The sequence below is a fragment of the Citrobacter sp. Cf116 genome (assembly GCF_030336505.1).
Classification (GTDB): domain Bacteria; phylum Pseudomonadota; class Gammaproteobacteria; order Enterobacterales; family Enterobacteriaceae; genus Citrobacter; species Citrobacter freundii.
In genome coordinates, this window is sequence record NZ_JAOWEQ010000040.1 from 384,369 (window position 1) to 407,677 (window position 23,309).

General features: G+C 53.0%; 21 protein-coding genes and 1 pseudogene. 5 read left to right on the top strand and 17 right to left on the bottom strand.

Annotated features, from left to right (window positions below):
• Positions 1-308: 308 nt before the first annotated feature.
• Positions 309-1,097, top strand: coding sequence for a uroporphyrinogen-III C-methyltransferase (gene cobA, locus OGV74_RS18575; RefSeq protein WP_003835432.1), 789 nt, complete (start codon positions 309-311; stop codon positions 1,095-1,097).
• Here cobA and OGV74_RS18580 read toward each other — a convergent pair.
• The 9 genes from OGV74_RS18580 to sdhC all read right to left on the bottom strand — a co-directional run bounded on the left by OGV74_RS18580 (position 1,076) and on the right by sdhC (position 12,003).
• A complete protein-coding gene (locus tag OGV74_RS18580) occupies positions 1,076-1,966 on the bottom strand; it encodes a PocR ligand-binding domain-containing protein (protein ID WP_286521346.1) in 891 nt (296 codons plus the stop codon). The two genes, cobA and OGV74_RS18580, sit on opposite strands and share 22 nt — an antisense overlap.
• A gap of 225 nt (positions 1,967-2,191) precedes the next feature.
• Positions 2,192-3,061: a succinate--CoA ligase subunit alpha gene (sucD, locus tag OGV74_RS18585; RefSeq protein WP_003022929.1), complete on the bottom strand. Its 870-nt coding sequence runs from the start codon at positions 3,059-3,061 to the stop codon at positions 2,192-2,194.
• A complete protein-coding gene (gene sucC, locus OGV74_RS18590) occupies positions 3,061-4,227 on the bottom strand; it encodes an ADP-forming succinate--CoA ligase subunit beta (protein WP_003022927.1) in 1,167 nt (388 codons plus the stop codon). Before sucC ends, sucD begins: the two co-directional genes overlap by 1 nt.
• A 90-nt stretch (positions 4,228-4,317) precedes the next feature.
• The gene (odhB, locus tag OGV74_RS18595) at positions 4,318-5,541 is read right to left on the bottom strand and encodes a 2-oxoglutarate dehydrogenase complex dihydrolipoyllysine-residue succinyltransferase (protein ID WP_003022925.1); all 1,224 of its coding nucleotides are present in this window, start codon (positions 5,539-5,541) and stop codon (positions 4,318-4,320) included.
• Between the two features lie 14 nt (positions 5,542-5,555).
• The gene (gene sucA, locus OGV74_RS18600) at positions 5,556-8,357 is read right to left on the bottom strand and encodes a 2-oxoglutarate dehydrogenase E1 component (protein WP_003022923.1); all 2,802 of its coding nucleotides are present in this window, start codon (positions 8,355-8,357) and stop codon (positions 5,556-5,558) included.
• A 402-nt stretch (positions 8,358-8,759) separates the two neighbouring features.
• Positions 8,760-9,476, bottom strand: a complete 717-nt coding sequence (gene sdhB / locus OGV74_RS18605) for a succinate dehydrogenase iron-sulfur subunit SdhB (protein WP_003022921.1) — start codon at positions 9,474-9,476, stop codon at positions 8,760-8,762.
• A gap of 15 nt (positions 9,477-9,491) precedes the next feature.
• The gene (gene sdhA / locus OGV74_RS18610; RefSeq protein WP_003022919.1) at positions 9,492-11,258 is read right to left on the bottom strand and encodes a succinate dehydrogenase flavoprotein subunit; all 1,767 of its coding nucleotides are present in this window, start codon (positions 11,256-11,258) and stop codon (positions 9,492-9,494) included.
• Positions 11,258-11,605, bottom strand: coding sequence for a succinate dehydrogenase membrane anchor subunit (gene sdhD / locus OGV74_RS18615; RefSeq protein ID WP_003022916.1), 348 nt, complete (start codon positions 11,603-11,605; stop codon positions 11,258-11,260). Before sdhD ends, sdhA begins: the two co-directional genes overlap by 1 nt.
• A complete protein-coding gene (sdhC, locus tag OGV74_RS18620; RefSeq protein WP_003831406.1) occupies positions 11,599-12,003 on the bottom strand; it encodes a succinate dehydrogenase cytochrome b556 subunit in 405 nt (134 codons plus the stop codon). The genes sdhD and sdhC overlap by 7 nt, the downstream gene beginning before the upstream one ends.
• 383 nt (positions 12,004-12,386) lie before the next feature.
• Between sdhC and OGV74_RS18625 the strand changes: the two are divergent.
• The 3 genes and pseudogenes from OGV74_RS18625 to OGV74_RS18635 all read left to right on the top strand — a co-directional run bounded on the left by OGV74_RS18625 (position 12,387) and on the right by OGV74_RS18635 (position 15,206).
• Positions 12,387-12,497 (top strand): annotated as a pseudogene (locus OGV74_RS18625) (hypothetical protein).
• Between the two features lie 203 nt (positions 12,498-12,700).
• The gene (locus OGV74_RS18630) at positions 12,701-13,984 is read left to right on the top strand and encodes a citrate synthase (RefSeq protein WP_003831404.1); all 1,284 of its coding nucleotides are present in this window, start codon (positions 12,701-12,703) and stop codon (positions 13,982-13,984) included.
• Between the two features lie 175 nt (positions 13,985-14,159).
• Complete coding sequence (locus OGV74_RS18635; RefSeq protein ID WP_086503845.1) at positions 14,160-15,206, top strand: AbrB family transcriptional regulator; 1,047 nt, start codon at positions 14,160-14,162, stop codon at positions 15,204-15,206.
• Here OGV74_RS18635 and nei read toward each other — a convergent pair.
• Genes nei through ybgI form a run of 8 tightly spaced genes read right to left on the bottom strand, consistent with a single transcriptional unit; the run spans position 15,203 to position 21,498 of the window.
• Positions 15,203-15,994, bottom strand: a complete 792-nt coding sequence (gene nei, locus OGV74_RS18640; RefSeq protein ID WP_049003266.1) for an endonuclease VIII — start codon at positions 15,992-15,994, stop codon at positions 15,203-15,205. The genes OGV74_RS18635 and nei overlap by 4 nt on opposite strands.
• Before the next feature lie 14 nt (positions 15,995-16,008).
• Complete coding sequence (pcp, locus tag OGV74_RS18645; protein WP_086503844.1) at positions 16,009-16,653, bottom strand: pyroglutamyl-peptidase I; 645 nt, start codon at positions 16,651-16,653, stop codon at positions 16,009-16,011.
• A gap of 9 nt (positions 16,654-16,662) precedes the next feature.
• Complete coding sequence (locus OGV74_RS18650; protein ID WP_003022898.1) at positions 16,663-17,658, bottom strand: DUF979 domain-containing protein; 996 nt, start codon at positions 17,656-17,658, stop codon at positions 16,663-16,665.
• Positions 17,655-18,377 (bottom strand): DUF969 domain-containing protein, encoded by a 723-nt coding sequence (locus OGV74_RS18655; protein ID WP_003847339.1) that lies wholly within the window; start codon positions 18,375-18,377, stop codon positions 17,655-17,657. The genes OGV74_RS18650 and OGV74_RS18655 overlap by 4 nt, the downstream gene beginning before the upstream one ends.
• A gap of 55 nt (positions 18,378-18,432) precedes the next feature.
• Complete coding sequence (pxpA, locus tag OGV74_RS18660; protein WP_086503843.1) at positions 18,433-19,167, bottom strand: 5-oxoprolinase subunit PxpA; 735 nt, start codon at positions 19,165-19,167, stop codon at positions 18,433-18,435.
• Positions 19,157-20,089: a 5-oxoprolinase subunit PxpC gene (gene pxpC / locus OGV74_RS18665; RefSeq protein ID WP_286521351.1), complete on the bottom strand. Its 933-nt coding sequence runs from the start codon at positions 20,087-20,089 to the stop codon at positions 19,157-19,159. The genes pxpA and pxpC overlap by 11 nt, the downstream gene beginning before the upstream one ends.
• On the bottom strand, positions 20,083-20,739 hold the full coding sequence (gene pxpB, locus OGV74_RS18670) for a 5-oxoprolinase subunit PxpB (protein ID WP_086503841.1): 657 nt from the start codon (positions 20,737-20,739) through the stop codon (positions 20,083-20,085). Before pxpB ends, pxpC begins: the two co-directional genes overlap by 7 nt.
• 15 nt (positions 20,740-20,754) lie before the next feature.
• Complete coding sequence (ybgI, locus tag OGV74_RS18675; RefSeq protein ID WP_086503840.1) at positions 20,755-21,498, bottom strand: radiation resistance protein YbgI; 744 nt, start codon at positions 21,496-21,498, stop codon at positions 20,755-20,757.
• Positions 21,499-21,787: 289 nt separating this feature from the next.
• On the opposite strand from ybgI, the gene dtpD reads away from it, so the two are divergent.
• The gene (gene dtpD, locus OGV74_RS18680; protein WP_086503839.1) at positions 21,788-23,269 is read left to right on the top strand and encodes a dipeptide permease DtpD; all 1,482 of its coding nucleotides are present in this window, start codon (positions 21,788-21,790) and stop codon (positions 23,267-23,269) included.
• The last annotated feature ends 40 nt before the right edge of the window (positions 23,270-23,309 follow it).

The window sequence follows — 23,309 nt, forward strand, 5'->3', positions numbered from 1 at the left end:
TTGATGTCATTGATCCAATCCATGATTTACTCACACTGATGACGGGTAAATATTAACCAATAATACTTAAGGGAAACAATAAACACAATTTAAATAAGGTTAAACTTAAGCAAATAGTGCCAATAAGTTCTTAATAATTTTTCAAGTCATCTTGTTTATTGCAGAAAAAACTTTGCGAGATTAATCAATATTATCAATGCGATAATTTTGGATAATTTCACGTTATAACTTACGGGCAAACGACTGCTTTTTATCATTCCTTGATGTAGTTTCTGCCTTTTTTTGTTAGACGTGATAAAGGACACAATGTGAAAACTTTCGGAAAGGTCTGGCTCGTTGGGGCAGGTCCCGGTGATATTTCATTGCTCACCCTCAAAGCAATGATGTGCATTAAACAGGCTGACGTCATTATTTACGATCGGCTGGTCAATCCTAAAATTTTGGAATGGGCATTACCAGATTGCCTGCTTATCAATGTCGGCAAAAACCCAGGCTTCCATTGTGTACCCCAGGATGAAATCAATGCGCTGCTTGTCCAGTATGCCCAAACTCACAATAATATTGTACGCCTGAAAGGTGGCGATCCGTATGTTTTTGGACGCGGGGCTGAAGAAGTTGAGGATCTCGTCGAGACGGGCATCCCGTTTGAAGTGGTGCCGGGTATCAGCTCAACCATTGGTGGCCTGACCTATGCCGGGATTCCGGTAACACACCGCGATTTCGCCTCGGGATTTCACGTCGTGACCGGCCATACACGGGAGGGCAACCAACAGCAGGACTGGCGTCAACTGGCAAAACTGAATGGTACGCTGGTTATCGTCATGGGTATCGCCAATCTGGCGTTTATCTGTGAGGAATTATTGATGGGTGGAAAATCAGCAGATACGCCTGCAGCGCTAATTATGTCTGCCACCCGCGATAATCAACGCCGACTGACCTGTACGCTCGGTTCACTACTGAGCAAGGCGCAGGAAGCTAACATCCTTCCCCCTGCACTGATAGTGATTGGTGATGTGGTAACCCTGAGCGATCGGCTCTCTTTTATCCCTGAAGCCTTCAAGCTGCCAGAAAACCTTTACTGTGACAGTCTGGCATGACGAAAAGACTGGGGCGACGTTTGATGCGCCGCCCGGAAAACGCGGCAAAAGTAGCTGGTTTGTGCGTATTGGAGTTTCCGGGCAATGCTGTCTATGGAATGAACGGGATCGTGCAATAACTCCCCCGCTTTTTGCATTTTTTTCTGATTCACCCAGGTTTTAAAGTTAACGCCCTGCCGTTTCTTAAAAAAACGGCTGAAATAGTTTGCGCTTAAGCAGACGTGAGCTGCTACGGATTCCAGGGATAATTCACCATACAAATTCTCATCGATATAACGCAACGCTGCCAGTAGCTTTTTCTCGTGTCGGGAAGGTTCTGTAAAATAATGACGCATGTAACTGGTCGCTGGGATAACAATCTCATCAGATTGTTGTTCTGTCTCAAAATTATCAACAATAAAATTCAATAAATTTGCTGATGCCACCAGCGTATTATTATCGACTACCGCCACCTTACTCCATTCAGTTTTTATTTTTGGTTCATCCATCCATGAGTATTCATTATCAATAATGATAGTTTTATATTCCTGATATTTTTCCCGCACCTGCCCACAGAGCATAAAACCGTACAGATGCCCCTCGCGAATTAATGGCATAGAAAACAGACTTAGCCCCGCATGACAGCTGAGTATTCTGGGTTTAAGGTGTTTTAATCCTTCAAAAGCACAATACTTGTCACACTTTTGACAACTCACACAATAGCGTTCATCCGCCCGCATTAATGTGCAGAACGAATTAAAATTATGACAATCCGAGAGAATTTTTCCGGTAACATTAACCACGACGGTGGCTAATCCAGTCGCACTGGAAAATACCTTTGCTATTGAGAAAAAACATTGTAGGTAATCATCCTGAATTTTCAACGACACGGTATCCTCCGGCATTAATCAAATTAAAGCCGGTAATATGCAGAATTTAATCAAGAGAAAGAATGATGTTCACCGCAAAAAATAATCTTATTTATGCAGATGATTATGAGTAATTTGCAAGATTCAGATAACTAAAAATAAAAAAAGGCCATCATCAGATGGCCAACCATGTCGAAACGGGACCAGCCCTTGACTACGCAGAGAGTCAGGGCTGTTTTTTATTTATTACTTAATAACGGTTTTCAGCGCTTCGCCGATATCGGCCAGGCTACGAACAGTTTTCACGCCTGCAGCTTCCAGCGCAGCGAATTTCTCATCCGCCGTACCTTTCCCACCTGCGATGATCGCACCCGCGTGACCCATACGCTTACCTTTCGGCGCAGTCACACCCGCGATGTAACCCACAACCGGCTTGGTTACATGATCTTTAATGTATGCCGCCGCTTCTTCTTCAGCGCTACCGCCGATCTCACCGATCATGACGATCGCTTCAGTCTGCGGATCTTCCTGGAACAGCTTCAGGATGTCGATGAAGTTAGAACCTGGGATCGGGTCGCCACCAATGCCCACACAGGTGGACTGGCCGAAACCGTAGTCGGTAGTCTGCTTAACCGCTTCATAGGTCAGGGTACCTGAACGGGAAACGATACCCACTTTACCCGGCTTGTGAATGTGGCCCGGCATGATGCCGATTTTGCACTCGCCCGGGGTGATAACACCTGGGCAGTTCGGGCCGATCATGCGCACGCCAGCTTCATCCAGCTTCACTTTCACGGTCAGCATATCCAGCGTCGGGATGCCTTCGGTGATGGTGATAATCAGTTTGATACCAGCATCAATCGCTTCCAGTATGGAGTCTTTGCAGAACGGTGCCGGAACGTAGATAACGGTGGCGGTCGCGCCCGTCGCTTCTACGGCTTCACGTACGGTGTTGAACACCGGCAGGCCCAGGTGCGTGGTGCCGCCTTTACCTGGCGTTACGCCGCCAACCATCTGCGTACCGTAAGCAATCGCTTGTTCGGAGTGGAATGTCCCCTGGCTACCGGTGAAGCCCTGGCAGATAACCTTGGTATCTTTATTAATTAAAACTGACATTATTTCCCCTCCACTGCGGCAACAACCTGCTGAGCTGCATCCGTCAGACTTTTCGCTGCAATAATATTCAGGCCGCTATCAGCCAGTTTTTTCGCGCCGAGTTCAGCGTTGTTACCTTCCAGACGTACCACGACCGGAACGTTTACACCTACTTCTGCTACCGCGCCGATGATACCGTCAGCGATCAGGTCGCAACGTACGATACCTCCGAAGATGTTAACCAGTACGGCTTTAACATTGTCATCTGAGAGGATAATTTTGAACGCTTCGGTTACACGCTCTTTGGTCGCACCGCCACCAACGTCGAGGAAGTTAGCCGGTTCGCCGCCGTGCAGCTTAACGATGTCCATGGTGCCCATTGCCAGGCCCGCACCGTTAACCATGCAACCGATGTTGCCGTCGAGCGCAACGTAGTTCAGTTCCCACTGCGCAGCCTGCGCTTCACGCGGATCTTCCTGAGACTGGTCGCGCATTTCGCGCAGGTCAGCCTGGCGGAACAGCGCGTTGCCGTCAGCGCCCAGTTTGCCGTCGAGGCAGATCAGGTCACCCTGCTTGGTGACAACCAGCGGGTTGATTTCGATCAGCGCCAGGTCGCGCTCCAGGAAGATAGTCGCCAGACCCATGAAGATCTTGGTGAACTGCTGAACCTGTTTACCTTCCAGACCCAGTTTGAACGCCAGCTCGCGACCCTGGTAAGGCATCGGGCCTGCCAGCGGATCGAGCGCCACTTTGTGGATCAGGTGCGGGGTTTCTTCCGCTACTTTTTCGATTTCCACGCCGCCTTCGGTAGAGGCCATGAAGACCACGCGACGGGAGCTACGGTCAACAACTGCGCCGAGGTAAAGTTCTTTACCAATGTCGGTCGCGGCTTCAACCAGAATCTGATTTACCGGTTGGCCATGAGCGTCTGTCTGGTAAGTAACCAGACGTTTACCCAGCCAGTGTTCAGCAAAAGCGCGAATGTCTTCTTTGCTGTTCACAACCTTCACACCGCCCGCTTTACCGCGGCCACCAGCGTGAACCTGACATTTCACTACCCACGGGCCAGCGCCGATTTTTGAAGCGGCTTCTTCTGCTTCACGCGGAGTAGTACAGGCATAACCCACCGGTGCCGGTAAGCCATAGCGGGCAAAAAGTTGTTTTGCCTGATATTCATGTAAGTTCATGTGTTCTGTCCATCCTTCAGGTAATCGTTATCTTTTACCCGTAGGTCTGATAAGCATCCAGACCTACGGGGCAGGTGATACTCTTATTAACTACACGTCCAGCAGCAGACGCGTTGGATCTTCCAGCAACTCTTTAATGGTTACCAGGAAGCCTACTGACTCACGACCATCGATCAGACGGTGGTCATAAGACAGCGCCAGATACATCATCGGCAGGATTTCAACCTTGCCGTCTACCGCCATCGGACGATCTTTGATGGCATGCATACCCAGGATGGCGCTCTGCGGTGGGTTGATGATCGGCGTGGACATCAGGGAACCGAACACACCACCGTTAGTGATGGTGAAGTTACCGCCCGTCAGATCTTCAACCGTCAACTTGCCGTCGCGACCTTTAACTGCCAGTTCTTTAATGTTCTTCTCGATGTCAGCCATACCCAGCAGATCCACATCACGCAGGACCGGCGTGACCAGACCACGCGGCGTGGAGACCGCCATGCTGACATCAAAGTAGTTGTGATAAACCACGTCATCGCCGTCGATGGACGCGTTCACTTCCGGATAGCGTTTCAGCGCTTCAACAACCGCTTTCACGTAGAAAGACATAAAGCCCAGACGGATACCGTGGCGTTTCTCGAACGCATCACCGTATTGCTTACGCAGGTCCATGATTGGCTTCATGTTGACTTCGTTGAAGGTGGTCAGCATGGCGGTGGAATTTTTCGCTTCCAGCAGACGCTCGGCTACGCGTTTGCGCAGACGGGTCATCGGAACACGTTTTTCGCCACGCGCGCCCAGTTGAGCCTGTGGTGCAGGTGCTGCTGCCGGCGCTTTGGCTTCGGCTTTCGCAGCCGGGGCTTTCGCCAGATGTTTTTCAACATCTTCACGCGTGATACGACCGCCGACACCGGTGCCGTTGATAGCGCTGGCTTCGAGGTTATGCTCACCCAGCAGGCGACGGATCGCCGGGCTCAGGGCATCGTTGTTCTGCTCAGCAAGAGACGCCTGCTGGCGCTGTGCCGGAGTAGAATCTTTCTCTTCAGACTTAGCGCTGGTTTCTTTACCGGTGCTGTTGCCTTCACGCAGGCGACCAAGGATCTGGCGAGAAGTGACGGTTGTCCCTTCATCTTCCAGAACCGCATCAAGAATACCGTCCGCTGATGCCGGTACTTCCAGTACCACTTTGTCAGTTTCGATTTCTACCAGTACTTCATCACGACGTACTGCATCGCCCGGTTTTTTGTGCCAGGTTGCAACCGTTGCATCCGCTACGGATTCAGGCAGGTCGGGAACAAGAATATCTACGCTACTCATTATTTATCCTTTATTTAATCGACGTTCAGCGCGTCATTTACCAGATCTTGTTGCTGCTTCTGGTGAACGGACATATACCCTACTGCCGGAGAGGCAGAGGCCGGGCGACCTGCATAACGCAGAGCTGACCCAAATGGAATTACTTCACGGAAATGATGCTGGCTGCAGTACCATGCGCCCTGGTTGAGCGGCTCTTCCTGGCACCAGACAAAATCATGTACATGAGCAAACGGTTTCAGCGCTTCCTGCACCGCTTTATGCGGGAACGGATAGAGCTGTTCGATGCGCACAATGGCAACATCTTTTTGGTCGTTCTTGCGGCGTTGCTCCAGCAGGTCGTAATAAACCTTACCAGAACACATCACGACACGCTTCACGCCTTTCGGATCAAGTTCATCGACTTCGCCAATGGCTGGCAGGAAGGTGCCATTTGCCAGTTCGTCCAGCGTAGACACCGCCAGCGGATGACGCAGCAGCGACTTCGGTGACATCACCACCAGCGGACGGCGCATACCGCGCAGCGCCTGACGACGCAGCATATGGTAAACCTGTGCCGGGGTGGACGGGACGCAAACCTGCATGTTTTGCTCAGCGCAAAGTTGCAGATAACGTTCCAGACGCGCGGAGGAGTGCTCCGGACCCTGACCTTCGTAGCCGTGCGGCAGCAGCATCACCAGACCGCACATACGGCCCCATTTCTGCTCGCCGGAAGAGATGAACTGGTCGATAACCACCTGCGCACCGTTGGCGAAGTCGCCGAATTGCGCTTCCCAGATGGTCAGCGTGCGCGGTTCTGCCGTGGCATAACCGTATTCAAACGCCAGCACCGCTTCTTCAGACAGTACGGAGTCCCATACGCGGAACGTGCCCTGGCCGTTATGCACATGCTGCAGCGGCGTGTAGGTTGAACCGTTCGCCTGATTATGAATGACCGCGTGACGGTGGAAGAAGGTTCCGCGACCGGAGTCTTCACCCGACAGACGAACCGGAATGCCTTCGTCAACCAGCGTGGCGTAAGCCAGATTCTCTGCACCACCCCAGTCGAATAGCTTCTCGCCTGCGGCCATGGCCTGACGGTCGCCGTAAATTTTGGCAACACGCGACTGCATTTCAACGGCTTCAGGCACGGTGCTGATGCGTTTTGCCAGCTCCTGCAGACGCTTCATCTCAACCTTGTTCGGGTAGCTTTCGTCCCACTCGTGGTTGAGGTACGGCGACCAGGTGAAGGAGTGCATGTTCATTGGACGCCACTCTTTCACCACGCATTCGCCAGCATCCAGCGCATCACGGTACAGATTGACCATTTCGGTCGCATCTTCCAGCGTGGCGACTTTGTCCGCTTCCAGCTTGTCAGCGTAGATTTTACGCGGGGTCGGATGCTTTTTGATTTTCTGATACATCAGCGGCTGGGTTGCGCTCGGCTCGTCGGCTTCGTTGTGGCCGTGACGGCGGTAGCACACCAGATCGATGAACACATCGCGTTTGAAGGTGTTACGGAAATCCAGAGCCAGACGCGTCACGAAAGCGACCGCTTCCGGGTCATCCGCGTTAACGTGGAAAATCGGCGCCTGAACCATCTTACCGATGTCGGTGCAGTACGGCGTAGAACGCGCATCCAACGGGTTAGAGGTAGTAAAGCCAACCTGGTTGTTAATGACGATACGCACGGTACCGCCCACTTCGTAACCACGCGCTTTCGACATGTTCAGGGTTTCCTGAACCACGCCCTGCCCGGTTACCGCCGCATCGCCGTGGATGGTGATTGGCAGTACTTTATTGCTGCTCGGCTCGTCCAGACGATCCAGGCGTGCACGTACGGAGCCGATAACCACCGGGCTAACGATTTCCAGGTGCGACGGGTTAAACGCCAGCGCCAGGTGTACCAGACCGCCTTCGGTTTCGATATCAGACGAGAAGCCCATGTGGTACTTCACGTCACCCGTGCCGAGGTGTTCTTTATGTTTGCCCGCAAATTCGTCGAACAGTTCCTGCGGGCGTTTGCCCAGTACGTTAACCAGAACGTTCAGACGACCACGGTGCGCCATGCCCAGTACCACTTCACGGGTACCGCTGTTACCCGCGTGGCGGATCATCTCTTTGAGCATTGGGATTAACGCATCACCGCCTTCAAGCGAGAAGCGTTTCGCGCCTGGGAACTTCGCGCCCAGGTAGCGTTCCAGGCCTTCTGCTGCGGTCAGTTCGCTGAGGAAGCGTTTCTTCTCTTCGCTACTGAATGCGGCACGGCCAGACTCGATACGCTGTTGAAGCCAGCGTTTTTCTTCGGTGCTGGTGATGTGCATATACTCGGCGCCAATTGGGCCGCAGTAGGTTTGTTTCAGCGCAACAACCAGGTCGCTCAGCTTCATGGTGTCTTTGCCGCCGGCAAAAGAACCTACGTTAAAGCTTTCCTGGAAATCCGCATCGGTCAGATCGTGGAAAGACGGATCCAGATCGGCCACATTTTCTTGCTGCCACAGTCCCAGCGGATCAAGATTCGCATGCTGATGACCGCGGAAACGGTAGGCGTTAATGAGCTGCAGGACTTTAACCTGCTTCACATTGGCATCAGGGTCGGAAATAGAAGAAGAGTAACGTGGGGTAATCAACGCCTGTCGACGGAAATAATCACGTGTTTTTGAGTGGAGTTGATCCGGTTTGACTCCGGTACCAGGTAACTGCTGGAACGTCGAACGCCAGTTAGCATCTACCGAGTCAGGGTCGGTTAAGAAGTCTTCATAGAGCTGTTCTATCCAGCTCTGGTTAGAACCAGAGAGGTAAGAAGAGTCCAACCAGGCTTTCAAAGCGCTGTTCTGCATCGTGATCCCTTAAGCATCTTTTCTGCTTATTTAATACTCTAAATAGATCGCGTTTCAGGAAGGTGCAAGCTTGCGAATCCCTGGGAGCTTACATCCAGTAAGTGACCAGGGTGAGCAAGTGCAGCCAACGCACATGCAACGTGAACTATGACGAGTATTTCGCCGTGGATACTACCACGCACACCGATGTGCGTGCCGGGGTTCACTTGTTGCGGACTGTCGTGTCATCTGCGTCCGCTAAGGAACCTTTAAAAACTGTCTAATAATCTTCGCTGTTCAGGCTACGACTGCGTTGCGGCCTTGTCTCGCTCTGAACATCTCGATTATTACTACTCATATGGCAGTTTTTAGAGGTTACCTGTACTACCGGGGAATCATTTCCCCGGCAACCACTACAAAATCTTACGCACTACGTTTGAGCAGCATCGACTTAATATGGCCGATGGCGCGCGTCGGGTTCAGCCCTTTAGGACATACGCTGACGCAGTTCATGATGCTATGGCAGCGGAATACGCTGAAAGCGTCACTTAAACCTTCCAGGCGGCTGTCGGTCTCGGTATCGCGGCTATCAATTAAGAAGCGATACGCGGCCAGCAGGCCTGCCGGGCCAATAAACTTGTCCGGATTCCACCAGAATGATGGGCAGGACGTTGAGCAGCATGCACACAAAATACATTCATACAGCCCATCGAGCTTCTCACGCTGCTCAGGCATTTGTAAATGCTCACGAGCCGGCGGATTTTTCCCATTATTCAACAAGTAAGGCTTAATCTTCTCATACTGTGCGTAGAATTGCCCCATGTCTACCACCAAATCGCGCACAACCGGTAAACCCGGCAGCGGGCGAATGACAATTTTCTTGCCCGGCTGATTCAGCGCAGAAATAGGTGTGATACAGGCCAGTCCATTTTTGCCGTTCATATTCAGACCGTCGGAGCCGCAGACCCCTTCACGGCAGGAGCGGCGGAACGACAGAGACGGATCTTTTTCTTTCAACTGCATCAATGCATCCAGCAGCATCATGTCGCGCCCTTCTTCCGCCTCCAGGGTGTAATCCTGCATACGCGGAGCGTCGTCAACATCCGGGTTATAGCGATAAACTGAAAACTCGAGTTTCATTGTCCTGTCTCCGCATTAATAAGTACGAATCTTCGGCGGGAATGCCGGGCGCAGCTTCGGTTCCATATTGACTTGACGTCGCGTCATGGATTCCGACTCTGGCAGGTACAGGGAATGGCACAGCCAGTTTTCATCATCACGTTCCGGGAAGTCGAAGCGGCTATGCGCGCCACGGCTTTCGGTACGGAAGTTTGCAGATACTGCAGTGGCGTACGCGGTCTCCATCAGGTTATCCAACTCCAGACACTCAACGCGCTGGGTGTTGAACTCGCTGGAGGTATCGTCCAGACGGGCATTTTTCAGGCGTTCGCGAATCGCTTTCAGCTCTTCCAAACCTTTCGCCATCGCATCGCCTTCGCGGAATACCGAGAAGTTATGCTGCATACATTCTTGCAGCGCTTTGCGAATCGCCACCGGGTCTTCACCATTACGGTTACCGTTCCAGCGGTTCAGTCGTGCCAGAGAAGCATCGATTTCATCTTCGGTCGCATCCAGCAGGTCACCCTGCTCAGCGATAGATTCCTGCAGATGCAGACCCACCGCACGACCAAACACCACCAGGTCCAGCAGCGAGTTGCCGCCCAGACGGTTGGCGCCGTGAACCGACACGCAGGCGATTTCGCCGACGGCAAACAGCCCCGGGATCACCACATCTTCGCCCTGCTCATTCACAGTCAGCGCCTGGCCAGTAACTTTGGTCGGAATACCGCCCATCATATAGTGGCAGGTTGGGATAACCGGAATCGGCTCTTTAACCGGGTCAACGTGAGCAAAGGTACGGGACAGTTCGAGAATGCCCGGCAGACGGGATTCCAGCACTTCTTTACCCAAGTGGTCGAGTTTCAGCTTAGCGTGCGGACCCCACGGGCCATCACAGCCGCGACCTTCACGGATTTCGATCATGATGGAACGCGCCACCACGTCACGACCCGCCAGGTCTTTCGCATTCGGGGCATAACGCTCCATGAAGCGCTCGCCGTGTTTGTTCAACAGATAACCACCTTCACCACGGCAGCCTTCTGTTACCAGAACGCCCGCACCGGCGATGCCGGTTGGGTGGAACTGCCACATTTCCATATCCTGCACCGGCACGCCAGCGCGGATAGCCATACCAACACCGTCACCAGTATTGATGTGGGCATTGGTGGTGGACTGATAAATACGGCCAGCACCGCCGGTCGCCAGCACGGTCGCACGGGCTTTGAAGTAAACTACCTCACCGGTTTCAATACACAGCGCGGTACAACCGACAATCGCGCCATCGGCATTTTTTACCAGATCCAGCGCATACCATTCTGAGAAGATGGTGGTATGGTTTTTCAGGTTCTGCTGATACAGCGTGTGCAACAGCGCATGACCGGTACGGTCTGCCGCTGCCGCAGTACGTGCCGCTTGCTCACCGCCGAAGTTCTTCGACTGGCCGCCAAACGGACGTTGATAAATTGTGCCATTGTCGAGGCGAGAGAACGGCAGCCCCATGTGGTCCAGCTCCAGAATTGCTTCCGGACCGGTTTTACACATATATTCAATAGCGTCCTGGTCACCAATGTAGTCCGACCCTTTAACGGTGTCGTACATGTGCCATTCCCAGTTATCTTCATGGGTATTACCGAGCGCAACGGTGATGCCACCCTGCGCGGATACGGTATGGGAACGGGTTGGGAACACTTTAGAGAGCAGCGCACAAGTCTGCCCGCTCTGGGAAATTTGCAGCGCCGCGCGCATACCTGCGCCGCCGGCACCAATCACAACAGCATCAAATTCTCTGACTGGCAGTTTCATTACACACCCCACACCACAACAAATCCATAAATGACGTAAACCACCAGCGCAACAACGATAGCCAGTTGCAGAATCAGGCGCACAGCCAGAGGTTTAACGTAGTCGGTCAACACCTGCCACATGCCGATCCAGGCATGAATCAAGATGGAGAAAAGTGCCAGCAGGGTAAAGACTTTGGTGAATGCCGATGAGAAGAAACCGGTCCAGACTTCATACGTCAGCTCGCCGCTGGTGGCGAAGAAACCGACCATAAAGATGATGTATAACGTCAGAACGATAGCGGTAGCACGGACCAGAATGAAGTCATGTACGCCGTTGCGTCCTAATGCGGAGGCGTTGCTTACCATACGAGGACTCCTGCGAGAAGTGAAAGCACGACAATGATAACGAAACAAATTTTGGCGGAGCGTGTCCCTGCTTCGAGGGTTTCTTCGATATAGCCAAAATCCATCAACAGATGGCGAATGCCCATTACGGCGTGATATGCCAGCGCAATCAGGATCCCCCACAGAATTAACTCCACAAAAAAGTTATTCATAATGGATGACGCGGTGAGGAAACCTTCAGGGGAGGAAAGGCTGGTACCCAATAACCACAACAGAATCCCTACCGCCACGAAGGTGATCACTCCGGATACGCGATGGAGAATGGACGCTATCGCCGTGATTGGGAACCGGATCGTTTGCAGATCCAGATTGACAGGTCTTTGTTTTTTCACATTTCTTATCATGAATAACGCCCACATGCTGTTCTTATTATTCCCTTTAGACTTCGGGTACAGAAGATGAAGACACCTGTAGCCTGAAAGACGACGGGATTTCCTTCCTCCGGTCTGCGTGCGGGTCAGACAGCGTCCTTACTATAACTACGCGTCATATAAAACACTGCTTCCAGATGCTAAAACGACACGTTACAACGCTGGTTGGCTCGGGATTGCAGGGTATTCCGGAGACCTGGCGGCAGTATAGGACGTTCACAAAATCATTACAATTAACCTACATATAGTTTGTCGGGTTTTATCCCGAACAGTGACATAGGTCACGATAACAACATTATTTTAATTTTTAATCATCTGATTTGACAATCATTAAACAAAGTTGTTACAAACGACACCAGAAAAAGCATATAATGCGTAAAAGTTATGGGGTCACTCTTTCACCGGAGATTTAGTTATGTAACAGTGTGGAAGTATTGACCAATACCTTCAGGACAGTTATTAGTGATAGACAGGTTAAATAATTCGGATTGCTAAGTTCTTGATTTGCAGTTTATTCGCCATAAAAAGACCGTTTTACCTGCAAGCGCCCATAGCTCTGTACCCAGGTCATCCCCTCTTTCGCAGAGCGGCGAGCCAAATAACAAACTGGTAACGGTTTATTGATGCACGAAGGCAAATTTGAGTTCCGGCAGTCTTAAGCAATAAGGCGCTAAGGAGACCGTAAATGGCTGATACTAAAGCAAAACTCACTCTAAATGGTGATGCTGCTATTGAACTGGATGTGCTGAAAGGTACGCTCGGTCAGGACGTTATTGATATTCGTAGCCTTGGCTCAAAAGGGATGTTTACTTTTGACCCAGGTTTTACCTCTACCGCATCCTGCGAATCCAAAATTACTTTCATCGACGGTGACGAAGGTGTTTTGCTGCATCGCGGCTTCCCGATTGACCAGTTGGCGACCGAGTCCAACTATCTGGAAGTGTGTTATATCCTGCTGTACGGCGAAAAACCGACGCAGGAAGAGTACGACGAGTTCAAAACCACAGTCACTCGCCATACCATGATCCACGAGCAGATCACGCGTCTGTTCCACGGTTTCCGCCGCGACTCTCACCCGATGGCCGTTATGTGCGGTGTCACCGGAGCGCTGGCAGCGTTTTATCACGACTCGCTGGATGTAAACAACGCGCGTCACCGTGAAATCGCCGCCTTCCGCCTGCTGTCCAAAATGCCAACTATGGCAGCGATGTGCTATAAGTATTCCATCGGGCAGCCGTTCGTGTACCCGCGTAACGATCTCTCCTACGCCGGTAACTTCCTGAACATGATGTTCTCTACGCCGTGCGAAAAATACGAAGTGAATCCGATTCTGGAACGCGCAATGGATCGTATCTTAATCCTGCACGCTGACCACGAACAGAACGCCTCAACCTCTACCGTACGTACCGCGGGCTCTTCTGGCGCTAACCCGTTTGCCTGCATCGCGGCTGGTATCGCTTCCCTGTGGGGACCGGCACACGGCGGCGCAAACGAAGCTGCGCTGAAAATGCTGGAAGAAATCAGCTCTGTTAAACACATTCCGGAATTTGTTCGCCGCGCGAAAGACAAGAATGATTCCTTCCGCCTGATGGGCTTTGGTCACCGTGTTTATAAAAACTATGACCCGCGCGCTACCGTCATGCGTGAAACCTGCCACGAAGTGCTGAAAGAACTGGGCACCAAAGATGATCTGCTGGAAGTGGCGATGGAACTTGAGCACATTGCGCTCAACGACCCATACTTCATCGAGAAGAAACTCTACCCGAACGTAGACTTCTACTCCGGCATAATCCTGAAAGCGATGGGTATTCCGTCCTCCATGTTCACCGTTATCTTCGCCATGGCGCGTACCGTTGGCTGGATTGCACACTGGAACGAAATGCACACCGACGGCATGAAAATCGCCCGTCCGCGTCAGCTGTACACCGGCTACGACAAGCGCGATTTTAAATCTGATATTAAGCGTTAATTGTCTGCCGGATGGCGCCAGCGTCTGTCCGGCTTGCAGTTATAAACGCTCCCAGGCCGGACAAGGCGGTAATGCCTGTATCCGGCCTGTTTTTATTTGATCCACATTATTTTATTCTTATCGTGCTTTCTCTATGATTTACTGAGATTTCTCACATTTTACTCAGGAGCATGGGATGCCTGTTTTGCAGTGGAGCCTGTTGTTTGTGCTATCGCTCCTGCTTTCCCTGCTCTTTCTGTTTATCCATCTTCCAGGACCATTGCTGCTCGGTTCGATGATCGTCGGCATCATCTTCAGTCTGCGCGGCATCACTCTGCATCCTCCCCGCTGCACATTTCTTGGCGCGCAGGCGATTCTCGGCTGCATGATTGCCCAAAATCTGACCGGTTCAATCTTCACAACCCTTGCAGCCCACTGGCCGATGGTGATTGTTATCCTGCTGGCAACCCTTATCAGCAGCGCGGTAATTGGCTGGCTGCTGGTTCGCTACAGTACTTTACCGGGCAACACCGGCGCATGGGGCTCTTCCCCAGGCGGCGCAGCGGCCATGGTGGCGATGGCGCAGGATTATGGTGCCGACATCCGCCTGGTGGCGTTTATGCAGTATCTGCGCGTACTGTTGGTGGTCGGCGCGGCAGCGCTGGTTACCCGGCTGGTGATGGGCGACCAGGCCCAAACGGTCAGTGAACAAATCATCTGGTTTCCGCCGCTAAGCGGCAATCTTTTCAGCACTCTGATGCTGGCCGCCGTTGCCGGCACGGCTGGACGCTTACTGCGTATTCCCTCTGGCGTCATGCTATTGCCGATGCTGGTGGGTGCCTTGCTGAATGCAAGCGGAGTGATGGTGATTGAACTGCCGGAATGGCTACTGGCGATAGCCTATATGGCCATCGGCTGGCAAATCGGCCTTGGCTTTGACAAACAGATCTTTCTAATGGCATTACGACCACTGCCGCAGATCCTGTTGTCCATTTTTTCACTAATGGCGATCTGCGCCGCTATGGCCTGGGGACTGGCGCATTACATGCAGATTGATTTTCTCACTGCCTATCTGGCAACCAGCCCAGGTGGCGTGGATTCTGTCGCGGTGATTGCCGCAGGAAGCCACGCTGATATGGCGCTCATCATGGCGATGCAAACCCTGCGACTGTTCAGCATTTTGTTAACTGGCCCCGCAGTCGCGCGGTTTATTTCGGTGCACGCGCCAAAACGGCCCGCTTAGTGCTGACATCCCGGACACCAGTAAAAAGGTCGCGAAGAGAGCATCGTTTTCTCGATAGTCCCACCACAACGCTCACAGGCTTCGCCGTCCCGATGAAAGACCTTGAAGCGAAACAACGCACCGTGATGTTTATTCTCATCGACCAGCCCGCGGGTATTATAAGACAGGCGCGGAATATCAAGCAGCGCATGTGCCAGTTGATCCAGTTGCTCATCACTAAGCTGCGACGCTTTATGCTGCCCGGTCAACCCAACCTGCCAAAGGATCTCTACCCGCAAGTAGTTACCTAATCCCGCCAGAAAAGCCTGGTCCAGTAGCAGACCAGAAAACTGGCGATTGCAAAAACGCGGAGATAACAGACGCGCTTTAACGTCATCGGGCGTTAAACGTAAATCCAGTACATCCGGCCCTACCCGTTGCAGGAACGGGTGGGTGGCGAGCTGTTCTGGCGTCAGCATTTCGATATCAGACGCGCTATACAGCAGGATAGTTTTGTCTTGCGTTTGCAATCTGACACGGAGTACCCGCGAGGTCTGCGGGATGTTGCCCGTATCCACCACTCGCCACACGCCATAGAGCTGATTGTGACTGTACAGCGTCAGGCCATTGGAAAAATGGGTCAGTAATGCTTTCCCTCGCGTTTCAAGCTGGGTAACACTCTGCCCAATTAGTTGAGATTCATACGGTTTTAACTGCTCAAAGGCAAACCAGACTTCCGTCAGGGGTTTGCCTTTGACTGCCGCCTCCAGGTTATCCGCCGCGCGGCGGATCTCCGGGCCTTCAGGCATAATACTGTCCTTTGTTAATGTGTTGCGCCGCCCGTCACTGCGATATCGCTTTCCACCTGCAAGGCGGTGGCAATTGCGACTTCCAGCGCCCGGCGTACTGTTTCAGCCGCCATACTTGGCGCCCCGGGATGCTGTGCGGCCTGTTGCGGCAAATAAGGGATGTGAATAAAGCCGCCCTTCACCGCCGGTGCGTCGCGTAGTTTATGCAGCAGGCCATACATCACGTGGTTACACACGAAAGTGCCAGCGGTCTGGGAAACCGAAGCCGGAATTCCCGCGTTGCGCATAGCCACAACCATCGCTTTGATCGGCAGCGTGCTAAACCATGCCGCTGGACCATCGGCTACAACCGGCACATCTACCGGCTGTTGCCCCTGATTATCCGCAATACGCGCATCGTCAACGTTAATCGCCACGCGTTCCACGGTGATATCCGTGCGACCACCCGCCTGCCCCACCGCCAGAACCAGCGATGGCGACAGCGCATCAATCGCGCCATTGAGTACGGCAAGAGACTCGCCAAAGACGCACGGCAGTTGGCGGGCAACGACGCGGCATCCACCGATGATAACATTATCGAGTCCCGAGACCACTTCCCAGGAAGGGTTAACTGACTCGCCGCCAAAGGGTTCAAATCCCGTGATGAGTACTGTTTTCATCCTGTCACCTTACAAGAACATCAGGAAATACATCAGGAACACGTTGACCAGCAGCAGCAGTATACCGGTTGGCACCTGCGCTTTAATCACCGCATTTTTGTCCGGTAGTTCCAGCAGCGCAGCAGGGACAATGTTAAAGTTCGCCGCCATCGGCGTCATCAGTGTCCCGCAATAACCGGAGAACATACCAATCGCCGCCATTACCGCCGGATTACCGCCATGTTGCAGTACAAGAATCGGAATACCAATCCCAGCGGTCACGATCGGAAAAGCAGCAAACGCATTGCCCATCACCATAGTCAGCAATGCCATGCCGATGGTGTACACCGCCACTGCGATAAAGCGACTGTCTACCGCCAGATATTCCTGCGTCAGATATGAAATGCCGTTGCCTACGCCCGCTGCCGTAAACAACAGCCCGAGCGTGGCCAGAATCTGTGGCAGGATGAACGCCCAGCCGATGGAGTCCAGCAGACGGCGCGCCTCCTGGATCGGTTGATGCACCCGCTCATGGGTCATTTTTATTGCCATCGCCAGGCCAATCAACGAACCTGCGGTCATGGAAAAAAGCGTCACCAGCGTGGCGTGATTACCCGGCCCAAACAGCGCATCCTGTAAGCCCGGAATATGGTTGAACATCAGCACGCCAATAACCGTTACTACCGGGATCGCCAGCGCCGGGAAAAAAAGGCGGTTGCCCAGTCGGCTGGCGCTCTCTTCGCGTTGTTGCTGCGTCCGTTGATGGTAACTTCCCAGCTTCACGCCGCCAAAACCGGCGATCAGCGCCAGGACGACCACCGCAATACCGACGGCAATATGCACCGCGCGCTTGTCGCCAAACAGCGAGAATGTCCAGTCGCCAAGCAGAAACAGTACGCCGTATATGCCCCAAAACAGGCCAGTGGTGAAACGACGCGGGTTCGCTTTATCCTGCCAGGACATGACGGCCACAATCAGTAATACCGCGCCCGCCAGCCAGTAGAGATAGCTTTGTTGAAAATTCATTGCGCTTCCCCTTTCGCTGCGGCATTCGCTTTCGCCACCTCACGTTGCAAATAGCTATCCAGACGCCACAAACGTGTGCCGTGGATCAGGAAAGCACAAATTGCCGTTGGGATCCCCCACAGGGCGATATGCAGCGGTTCGGTCTGGATCCCACCAGACTCCAGCATAAAGTTATGCATGAAGATGATAGCGCCGAAAGCAACAAAGATATCTTCACCGAAAAACAGCCCGACGTTATCGGTCGCCGCTGACATTGCGCGCAGTCGATAGCGTACCGCCCCAGGTATCTCGCCGTGATTTTTCTCAGCGGCCCCTTCCGCCATCGGCGCCAGCAGCGGACGCACCATTTGCGGATGCCCCCCCAGACTGGTGAGTCCTAATGCAGCGGTCGCTTCGCGAATGAACAGATAGACAATCAGCAGGCGGCCACTGGTGGCGCTGCGGATTTTTGCGATCCACGCCTGCGCACGCTCTTTCAGACCGTGACGCTCCAGCAGACCGATTACCGCCAGTGGGATCAGCAGGATAAACGGCAGGTTGCGGGTGTTAAGAAAACCTTCACCCAGTTTCTCGAGAATAGTGGCGATAGGCATATGCGCCGCCAGTCCCGTGACGATCCCGGCAATAATAACCACCAATACCGGGTTAAAACGTAAAAGAAATCCGACCACGATGACGGCGATCCCCGTCAATGGCCAGAGAGAAATTACCTCTCCCATAATTCATTCCCGTATATGTTGTTGTGTAATATATTGTTGTTTTGTATGGTAAATCTTATGCACTAATTTCGATATTGCATGCATTAAAGGCGCTACGCAAGCGACGGGCAAAAGCGAGTGCGTGCTCGCCATCCCCATGAATGCATACCGTCTGGGCAGTCACGCTCGCCCATGTCCCACATTGGCTTTTTACTCTGCCGGATTGCACCATTTCTAACGTTTGCGCCAGCGCCTGCTCTTCATCCTCAATCAGTGCGCCCGGCTGACTACGCGGCACCAGGCTGCCATCGGCCTGATAACCCCGATCGGCAAACACCTCCTGACGCGTTACCAGGCCATAGTGTTCTCCAGCACAAATCAGTTCGCTTCCCGCCAGTCCCACTAAAACCAGCGACGGATCGCAGGCATGAACCGCTTTCGCAATCGCATCAGCCAGTTGAGGATCTTTCGCTGCCTGGTTATAGAGCATGCCATGCGGTTTGACATGATGCATCACACCGCCCTCCGCCCGCGTGATGGCAGCCAGCGCGCCAATTTGATACAGCGTCTGCGCATACACCGTTTGCGCAGGCAGGGTCATGGCACTACGACCAAAATTTTCCCGATCCGGAAAGCTGGGGTGCGCACCTATCGCTACGCCATTTTTTAGCGCTTCGCGCACGCTTGAGAGCATGGTTTGCGCATCGCCTGCGTGAAACCCACAGGCGATGTTGGCCGATGACACCAATTGCAGCAACGCTGCATCGTTCGCACATCCCTCACCGAGGTCTGCATTGAGATCAATTTTCATTGTTAAGTCGCCATGCTAACTGTTCCAGGTAACGCTGCTGGTCGTACCGCGCCTTCAGCGCTTCCTCCAGCGAGCACTGCACAAAATGAATCGGTTGACCGAGCGGGATCTGCGCCAGATGATACATATCTGCCTCAATAATACAGGCGATGCGCGGATAGCCGCCCGTCGTCTGCGCATCGTTCATCAGCACAATTGGCTGACCATTATGTGGAACCTGCACCGCGCCGGGGAGCAAGCCATGTGATAGCAGCTCGCGATCGGTCGTACGCGTCAGCGGCTGACCCTGAAGACGATACCCCATACGGTTACTTTGTGGGCTAAGTTGCCACGGTGAGCGCCAGAACGAAGCCTGCGATACCTCATCAAACTCCTGATATTCAGGTCCGGGCAGCGCGCGAATGAGATTACCCCACATCAGTTGCTTAACACCTTGCGGCTCGCTGAATTGCCGGGTAGATACGCCAATCGCCAGTCGATCGCCATCACGCAGTAGACGCCCTTCAAACCCACCAATGCCCACTTTCAGATCGGTACTACGCGAGCCCATCACTTCGGGAACATCAATACCGCCCGCTACCGCCAGATAACTGCGCATGCCATGAAGCGGACGTTTTAGCGTCAGGCGCTGCCCGGCTTTTACCGGTAACCGCCATCCGCTCCACACGGGCGTACGATCCAGATGCGCTTCGCATCCGGCACCGGTCAGGGCAAACCAGCCATCGGCTTCAAACTCCACCACCAGTTGCCCCAGCGTGATTTCCAGCGCTGCGGCATTCGCATCATTACCCACCAGCAGGTTAGCCACGTTCAGCGCCGGTTTATCCAGCGCCCCACAGTGACTGATTCCGGATTGACGAAAACTATGACGTCCCCCGTCCTGTACTGAGGTGTACATACCAGCGCGGATGATGTTTAACATATCCCCTCCTTCTGCGGGACAAAACGCACGGTATCGCCAGCCCGTAACAGAATCGGCTCCTCCCGTTTTGGATCAAATAACGAAACGGAGGTACGCCCAATCAATTGCCACCCGCCAGGCGTGGAAAGCGGGTAGATCCCCGTTTGAGATCCACCGATACCGACAGAACCTGCCGGAACAAGCAAACGAGGTTCCGCACGTCTGGGGGTATGCAGTTGTTCAGGTAAGCTCCCGAGATAGGGGAATCCCGGCTGAAAACCGATAAACCACACCACGTAATCAACCGACGCATGAAGTTCCACAACCTGCTTTTCACTTAATCCGCTGTGCCGGGCGACCTCTGCCAGATCGGGGCCGGCCTCACCGCCATAGATAACGGGAATTTCAATAAAGCGCGAATCCGGCTCCAGTGCTTCACTCTCTTCCCACCAGCGTTGCAGGCGCTCAATCGCATCCAGCGCCAGCGTTTGCGGGTCGCGCAAGGTCACCGTGATATTGTTCATGCCTGGAATAGCTTCCAGTACATTCGGGGCATCAACCAGACGCTGGGCCAGACGCCAGATGCGTTTCTGAGTCGCCAGCGTAATGGGCGGTTCCAGTTCAAGAACCACTGCCGTTTCACCTAACAGATAACAACGCGCTCGCTGCACTTTCGTCCCTCTTTATTACGCTGGATTAGGAATATCGATAAAGGTCACGTCCAGATCGGTATTTTCATTAAGCCAATCGCTTAATGCGCGAATGCCGCCGCGTTCGGTCGCATGGTGACCGGCAGCATAAAAATGCAGACCCTGCTCGCGAGCTGAGTGAATGGTTTGCTCTGAAACTTCACCGGTGATAAAAGCATCGACGCCAAACTGGGCGGCGCTATCAATAAAACTTTGACCGCCCCCCGTACACCAGGCGACGCGCTGAACGGTTTCCGGCCCGGTATCACCGCACCATAACGGCTTACGGCCTAAGCGCGCTTCAATCCACGATGCCAGTTCCAGTCCCGGAACCGGCATGGAGAGTTCTCCCCATGGCACCAGCGGTTCGATCTCACCCATCACGGTAATCCCCAACAGCGCGGCCAACTGCGCGTTATTCCCCAGTTCTGGGTGAGCATCCAGCGGCAGGTGCCAGCCATACAGGTTGATATCGTTTTCCAACAGCGTTTTCAGACGATGGCGCTTCATGCCGCGAATTACCGGAGATTCGCCTTTCCAGAAATAACCGTGATGAACGATAACCGCATCGGCCTGCAGGCGCACCGCCTCATCCAGCAGCGCCTGACTTGCGGTCACGCCGGTCACGATTTTATGCACCGTCTCTTTGCCCTCAACCTGCAAACCATTCGGCGCATAGTCGCTAATGGCGGCGCTGTTCAGTTTGTCGTTGATCAGTTGTTCCAGTTCGGTGTTTTTCATCATCGTCCTCGTAGTCATTAATTCTGCCTGCCTAATCAGCAACACAGCTTAGGTTAAAATAGCGTCCTCGCCTGCGTTCGTCGATAGCCATTTCACTGACACATCAAGAAACAATCACACCCGCTTTGAACATGATTTGCTTACCACTACGCGATCCAATTCATGTATATTTATGCAATCAGACAGCATATTGCAAAAATAATCAGATCTGTATCAAAGTTACAACTTTAAGGAAACACACTCGCGCAGTACGCTCAGCCTGTCGCGAGGCATTTACTTCGAGAAAATAATGAATAAACAAGCATCTCAACCACGGGCGATTTATTACGTCGTCGCGCTACAAATCTGGGAATATTTCAGTTTTTACGGCATGCGTGCGCTGCTGATCCTGTATCTCACTAACCAGCTTAAGTACGACGATAATCACGCATATGAACTGTTCAGCGCCTACTGTTCGCTGGTCTACGTCACGCCTATTCTCGGGGGATACCTGGCAGATAAAGTGCTCGGTAATCGAATGGCGGTGATGATCGGCGCATTTTTAATGGCGGTGGGACATCTGGTATTGGGCGCAAGCGAAATGGCTCCGGCGTTCCTTTATTTGTCGCTGGCGATCATTGTCTGCGGCTACGGTCTGTTTAAATCCAACATTAGTTGCCTGCTGGGCGAGTTATATCAACCTGAAGATCCGCGTCGCGACGGTGGATTCTCTCTGCTCTACGCAGCCGGTAACATCGGTTCGATCATCGCACCGATTGCCTGCGGATACGTGCAGGAAGAGTACAGCTGGGCGATGGGCTTTGCGCTGGCTGCGATTGGCATGCTGGCAGGGTTGGTGATTTTCTTATGCGGTAATCGCCATTTCGCTCATACCACTGGCGTCAACAAGGCCGTGCTGTGTGCGAAAAAGTATATGCTGCCAAACTGGGCCTGGCTGTTAGTTCTGCTGGTTGCAGCACCGTTACTGATTACCGTCCTGTTCTGGAAAGAGTGGTCCGTTTACGCACTGATTGTTGCCACGGTTATTGGTCTGGCGGTTCTGGCGAAGATTTACCGTCAGGCGCAAACCCAAAAGCAGCGCAAAGAATTGGGGCTTATCGTCACGCTGACCTTCTTCAGCTTGCTGTTCTGGGCCTTTGCTCAACAGGGCGGCAGCTCGATTAGCCTGTATATTGACCGCTTCGTAAATCGCGATATTTTGGGATATTCCGTCCCGACTGCGATGTTCCAGTCGGTTAACGCCTTTGCCGTTATGCTGTGCGGTATCGTGCTGGCCTGGGTAGTCAAAGAAAGCGTTGACGGCAATCGTACCGTACGTATTTGGGGTAAATTTGCCCTTGGCCTCGGTTTAATGAGCACAGGGTTCTGCATTCTGACTTTAAGCGCCCGCTGGTCCGCAGCTTACGGCCACTCTTCCATGCCGCTGATGGTATTGGGGCTGGCGGTCATGGGCTTTGCCGAACTGTTTATCGACCCGGTGGCGATGTCGCAAATTACGCGTATTGAGATCCCTGGGGTGACTGGCGTATTAACAGGCATTTATATGCTGCTGTCCGGCGCCATCGCCAACTATCTGGCAGGCGTTATCGCCGATCAGACGTCGCAAGGCTCGTTTGATGCTGCTGGCGCTATCAACTACTCCATCAATGCGTATATTGATGTCTTTAGCGAAATTACCTGGGGCGCGCTGGCCTGCGTGGTGTTGGTGCTGCTGATTTGGCTGTACCAGTCGCTTAAGTTCAGAAACCGTCCGCTGGCGGTAGAATCCTGAGTGTAAGGGCCCGATGATGTAATACTATTCGGGCCTGTTT

What these genes read in the sequence shown, in the direction of transcription:
- sdhB (WP_003022921.1), bottom strand. Translation starts at nt 9,476, where the DNA reads ATGAAACTCGAGTTTTCAGTTTATCGCTATAACCCGGATGTTGACGAC.
- dtpD (WP_086503839.1), top strand. Translation starts at nt 21,788, where the DNA reads ATGAATAAACAAGCATCTCAACCACGGGCGATTTATTACGTCGTCGCG.
- OGV74_RS18650 (WP_003022898.1), bottom strand. Translation starts at nt 17,658, where the DNA reads ATGAATTTTCAACAAAGCTATCTCTACTGGCTGGCGGGCGCGGTATTA.
- sdhC (WP_003831406.1), bottom strand. Translation starts at nt 12,003, where the DNA reads ATGTGGGCGTTATTCATGATAAGAAATGTGAAAAAACAAAGACCTGTC.
- ybgI (WP_086503840.1), bottom strand. Translation starts at nt 21,498, where the DNA reads ATGAAAAACACCGAACTGGAACAACTGATCAACGACAAACTGAACAGC.
- sdhA (WP_003022919.1), bottom strand. Translation starts at nt 11,258, where the DNA reads ATGAAACTGCCAGTCAGAGAATTTGATGCTGTTGTGATTGGTGCCGGC.
- nei (WP_049003266.1), bottom strand. Translation starts at nt 15,994, where the DNA reads ATGCCTGAAGGCCCGGAGATCCGCCGCGCGGCGGATAACCTGGAGGCG.
- pxpA (WP_086503843.1), bottom strand. Translation starts at nt 19,167, where the DNA reads ATGAAAATTGATCTCAATGCAGACCTCGGTGAGGGATGTGCGAACGAT.
- OGV74_RS18655 (WP_003847339.1), bottom strand. Translation starts at nt 18,377, where the DNA reads ATGGGAGAGGTAATTTCTCTCTGGCCATTGACGGGGATCGCCGTCATC.
- odhB (WP_003022925.1), bottom strand. Translation starts at nt 5,541, where the DNA reads ATGAGTAGCGTAGATATTCTTGTTCCCGACCTGCCTGAATCCGTAGCG.
- pxpC (WP_286521351.1), bottom strand. Translation starts at nt 20,089, where the DNA reads ATGTTAAACATCATCCGCGCTGGTATGTACACCTCAGTACAGGACGGG.
- OGV74_RS18635 (WP_086503845.1), top strand. Translation starts at nt 14,160, where the DNA reads ATGCCTGTTTTGCAGTGGAGCCTGTTGTTTGTGCTATCGCTCCTGCTT.
- sucC (WP_003022927.1), bottom strand. Translation starts at nt 4,227, where the DNA reads ATGAACTTACATGAATATCAGGCAAAACAACTTTTTGCCCGCTATGGC.
- sucA (WP_003022923.1), bottom strand. Translation starts at nt 8,357, where the DNA reads ATGCAGAACAGCGCTTTGAAAGCCTGGTTGGACTCTTCTTACCTCTCT.
- pcp (WP_086503844.1), bottom strand. Translation starts at nt 16,653, where the DNA reads ATGAAAACAGTACTCATCACGGGATTTGAACCCTTTGGCGGCGAGTCA.
- sdhD (WP_003022916.1), bottom strand. Translation starts at nt 11,605, where the DNA reads ATGGTAAGCAACGCCTCCGCATTAGGACGCAACGGCGTACATGACTTC.
- sucD (WP_003022929.1), bottom strand. Translation starts at nt 3,061, where the DNA reads ATGTCAGTTTTAATTAATAAAGATACCAAGGTTATCTGCCAGGGCTTC.
- OGV74_RS18630 (WP_003831404.1), top strand. Translation starts at nt 12,701, where the DNA reads ATGGCTGATACTAAAGCAAAACTCACTCTAAATGGTGATGCTGCTATT.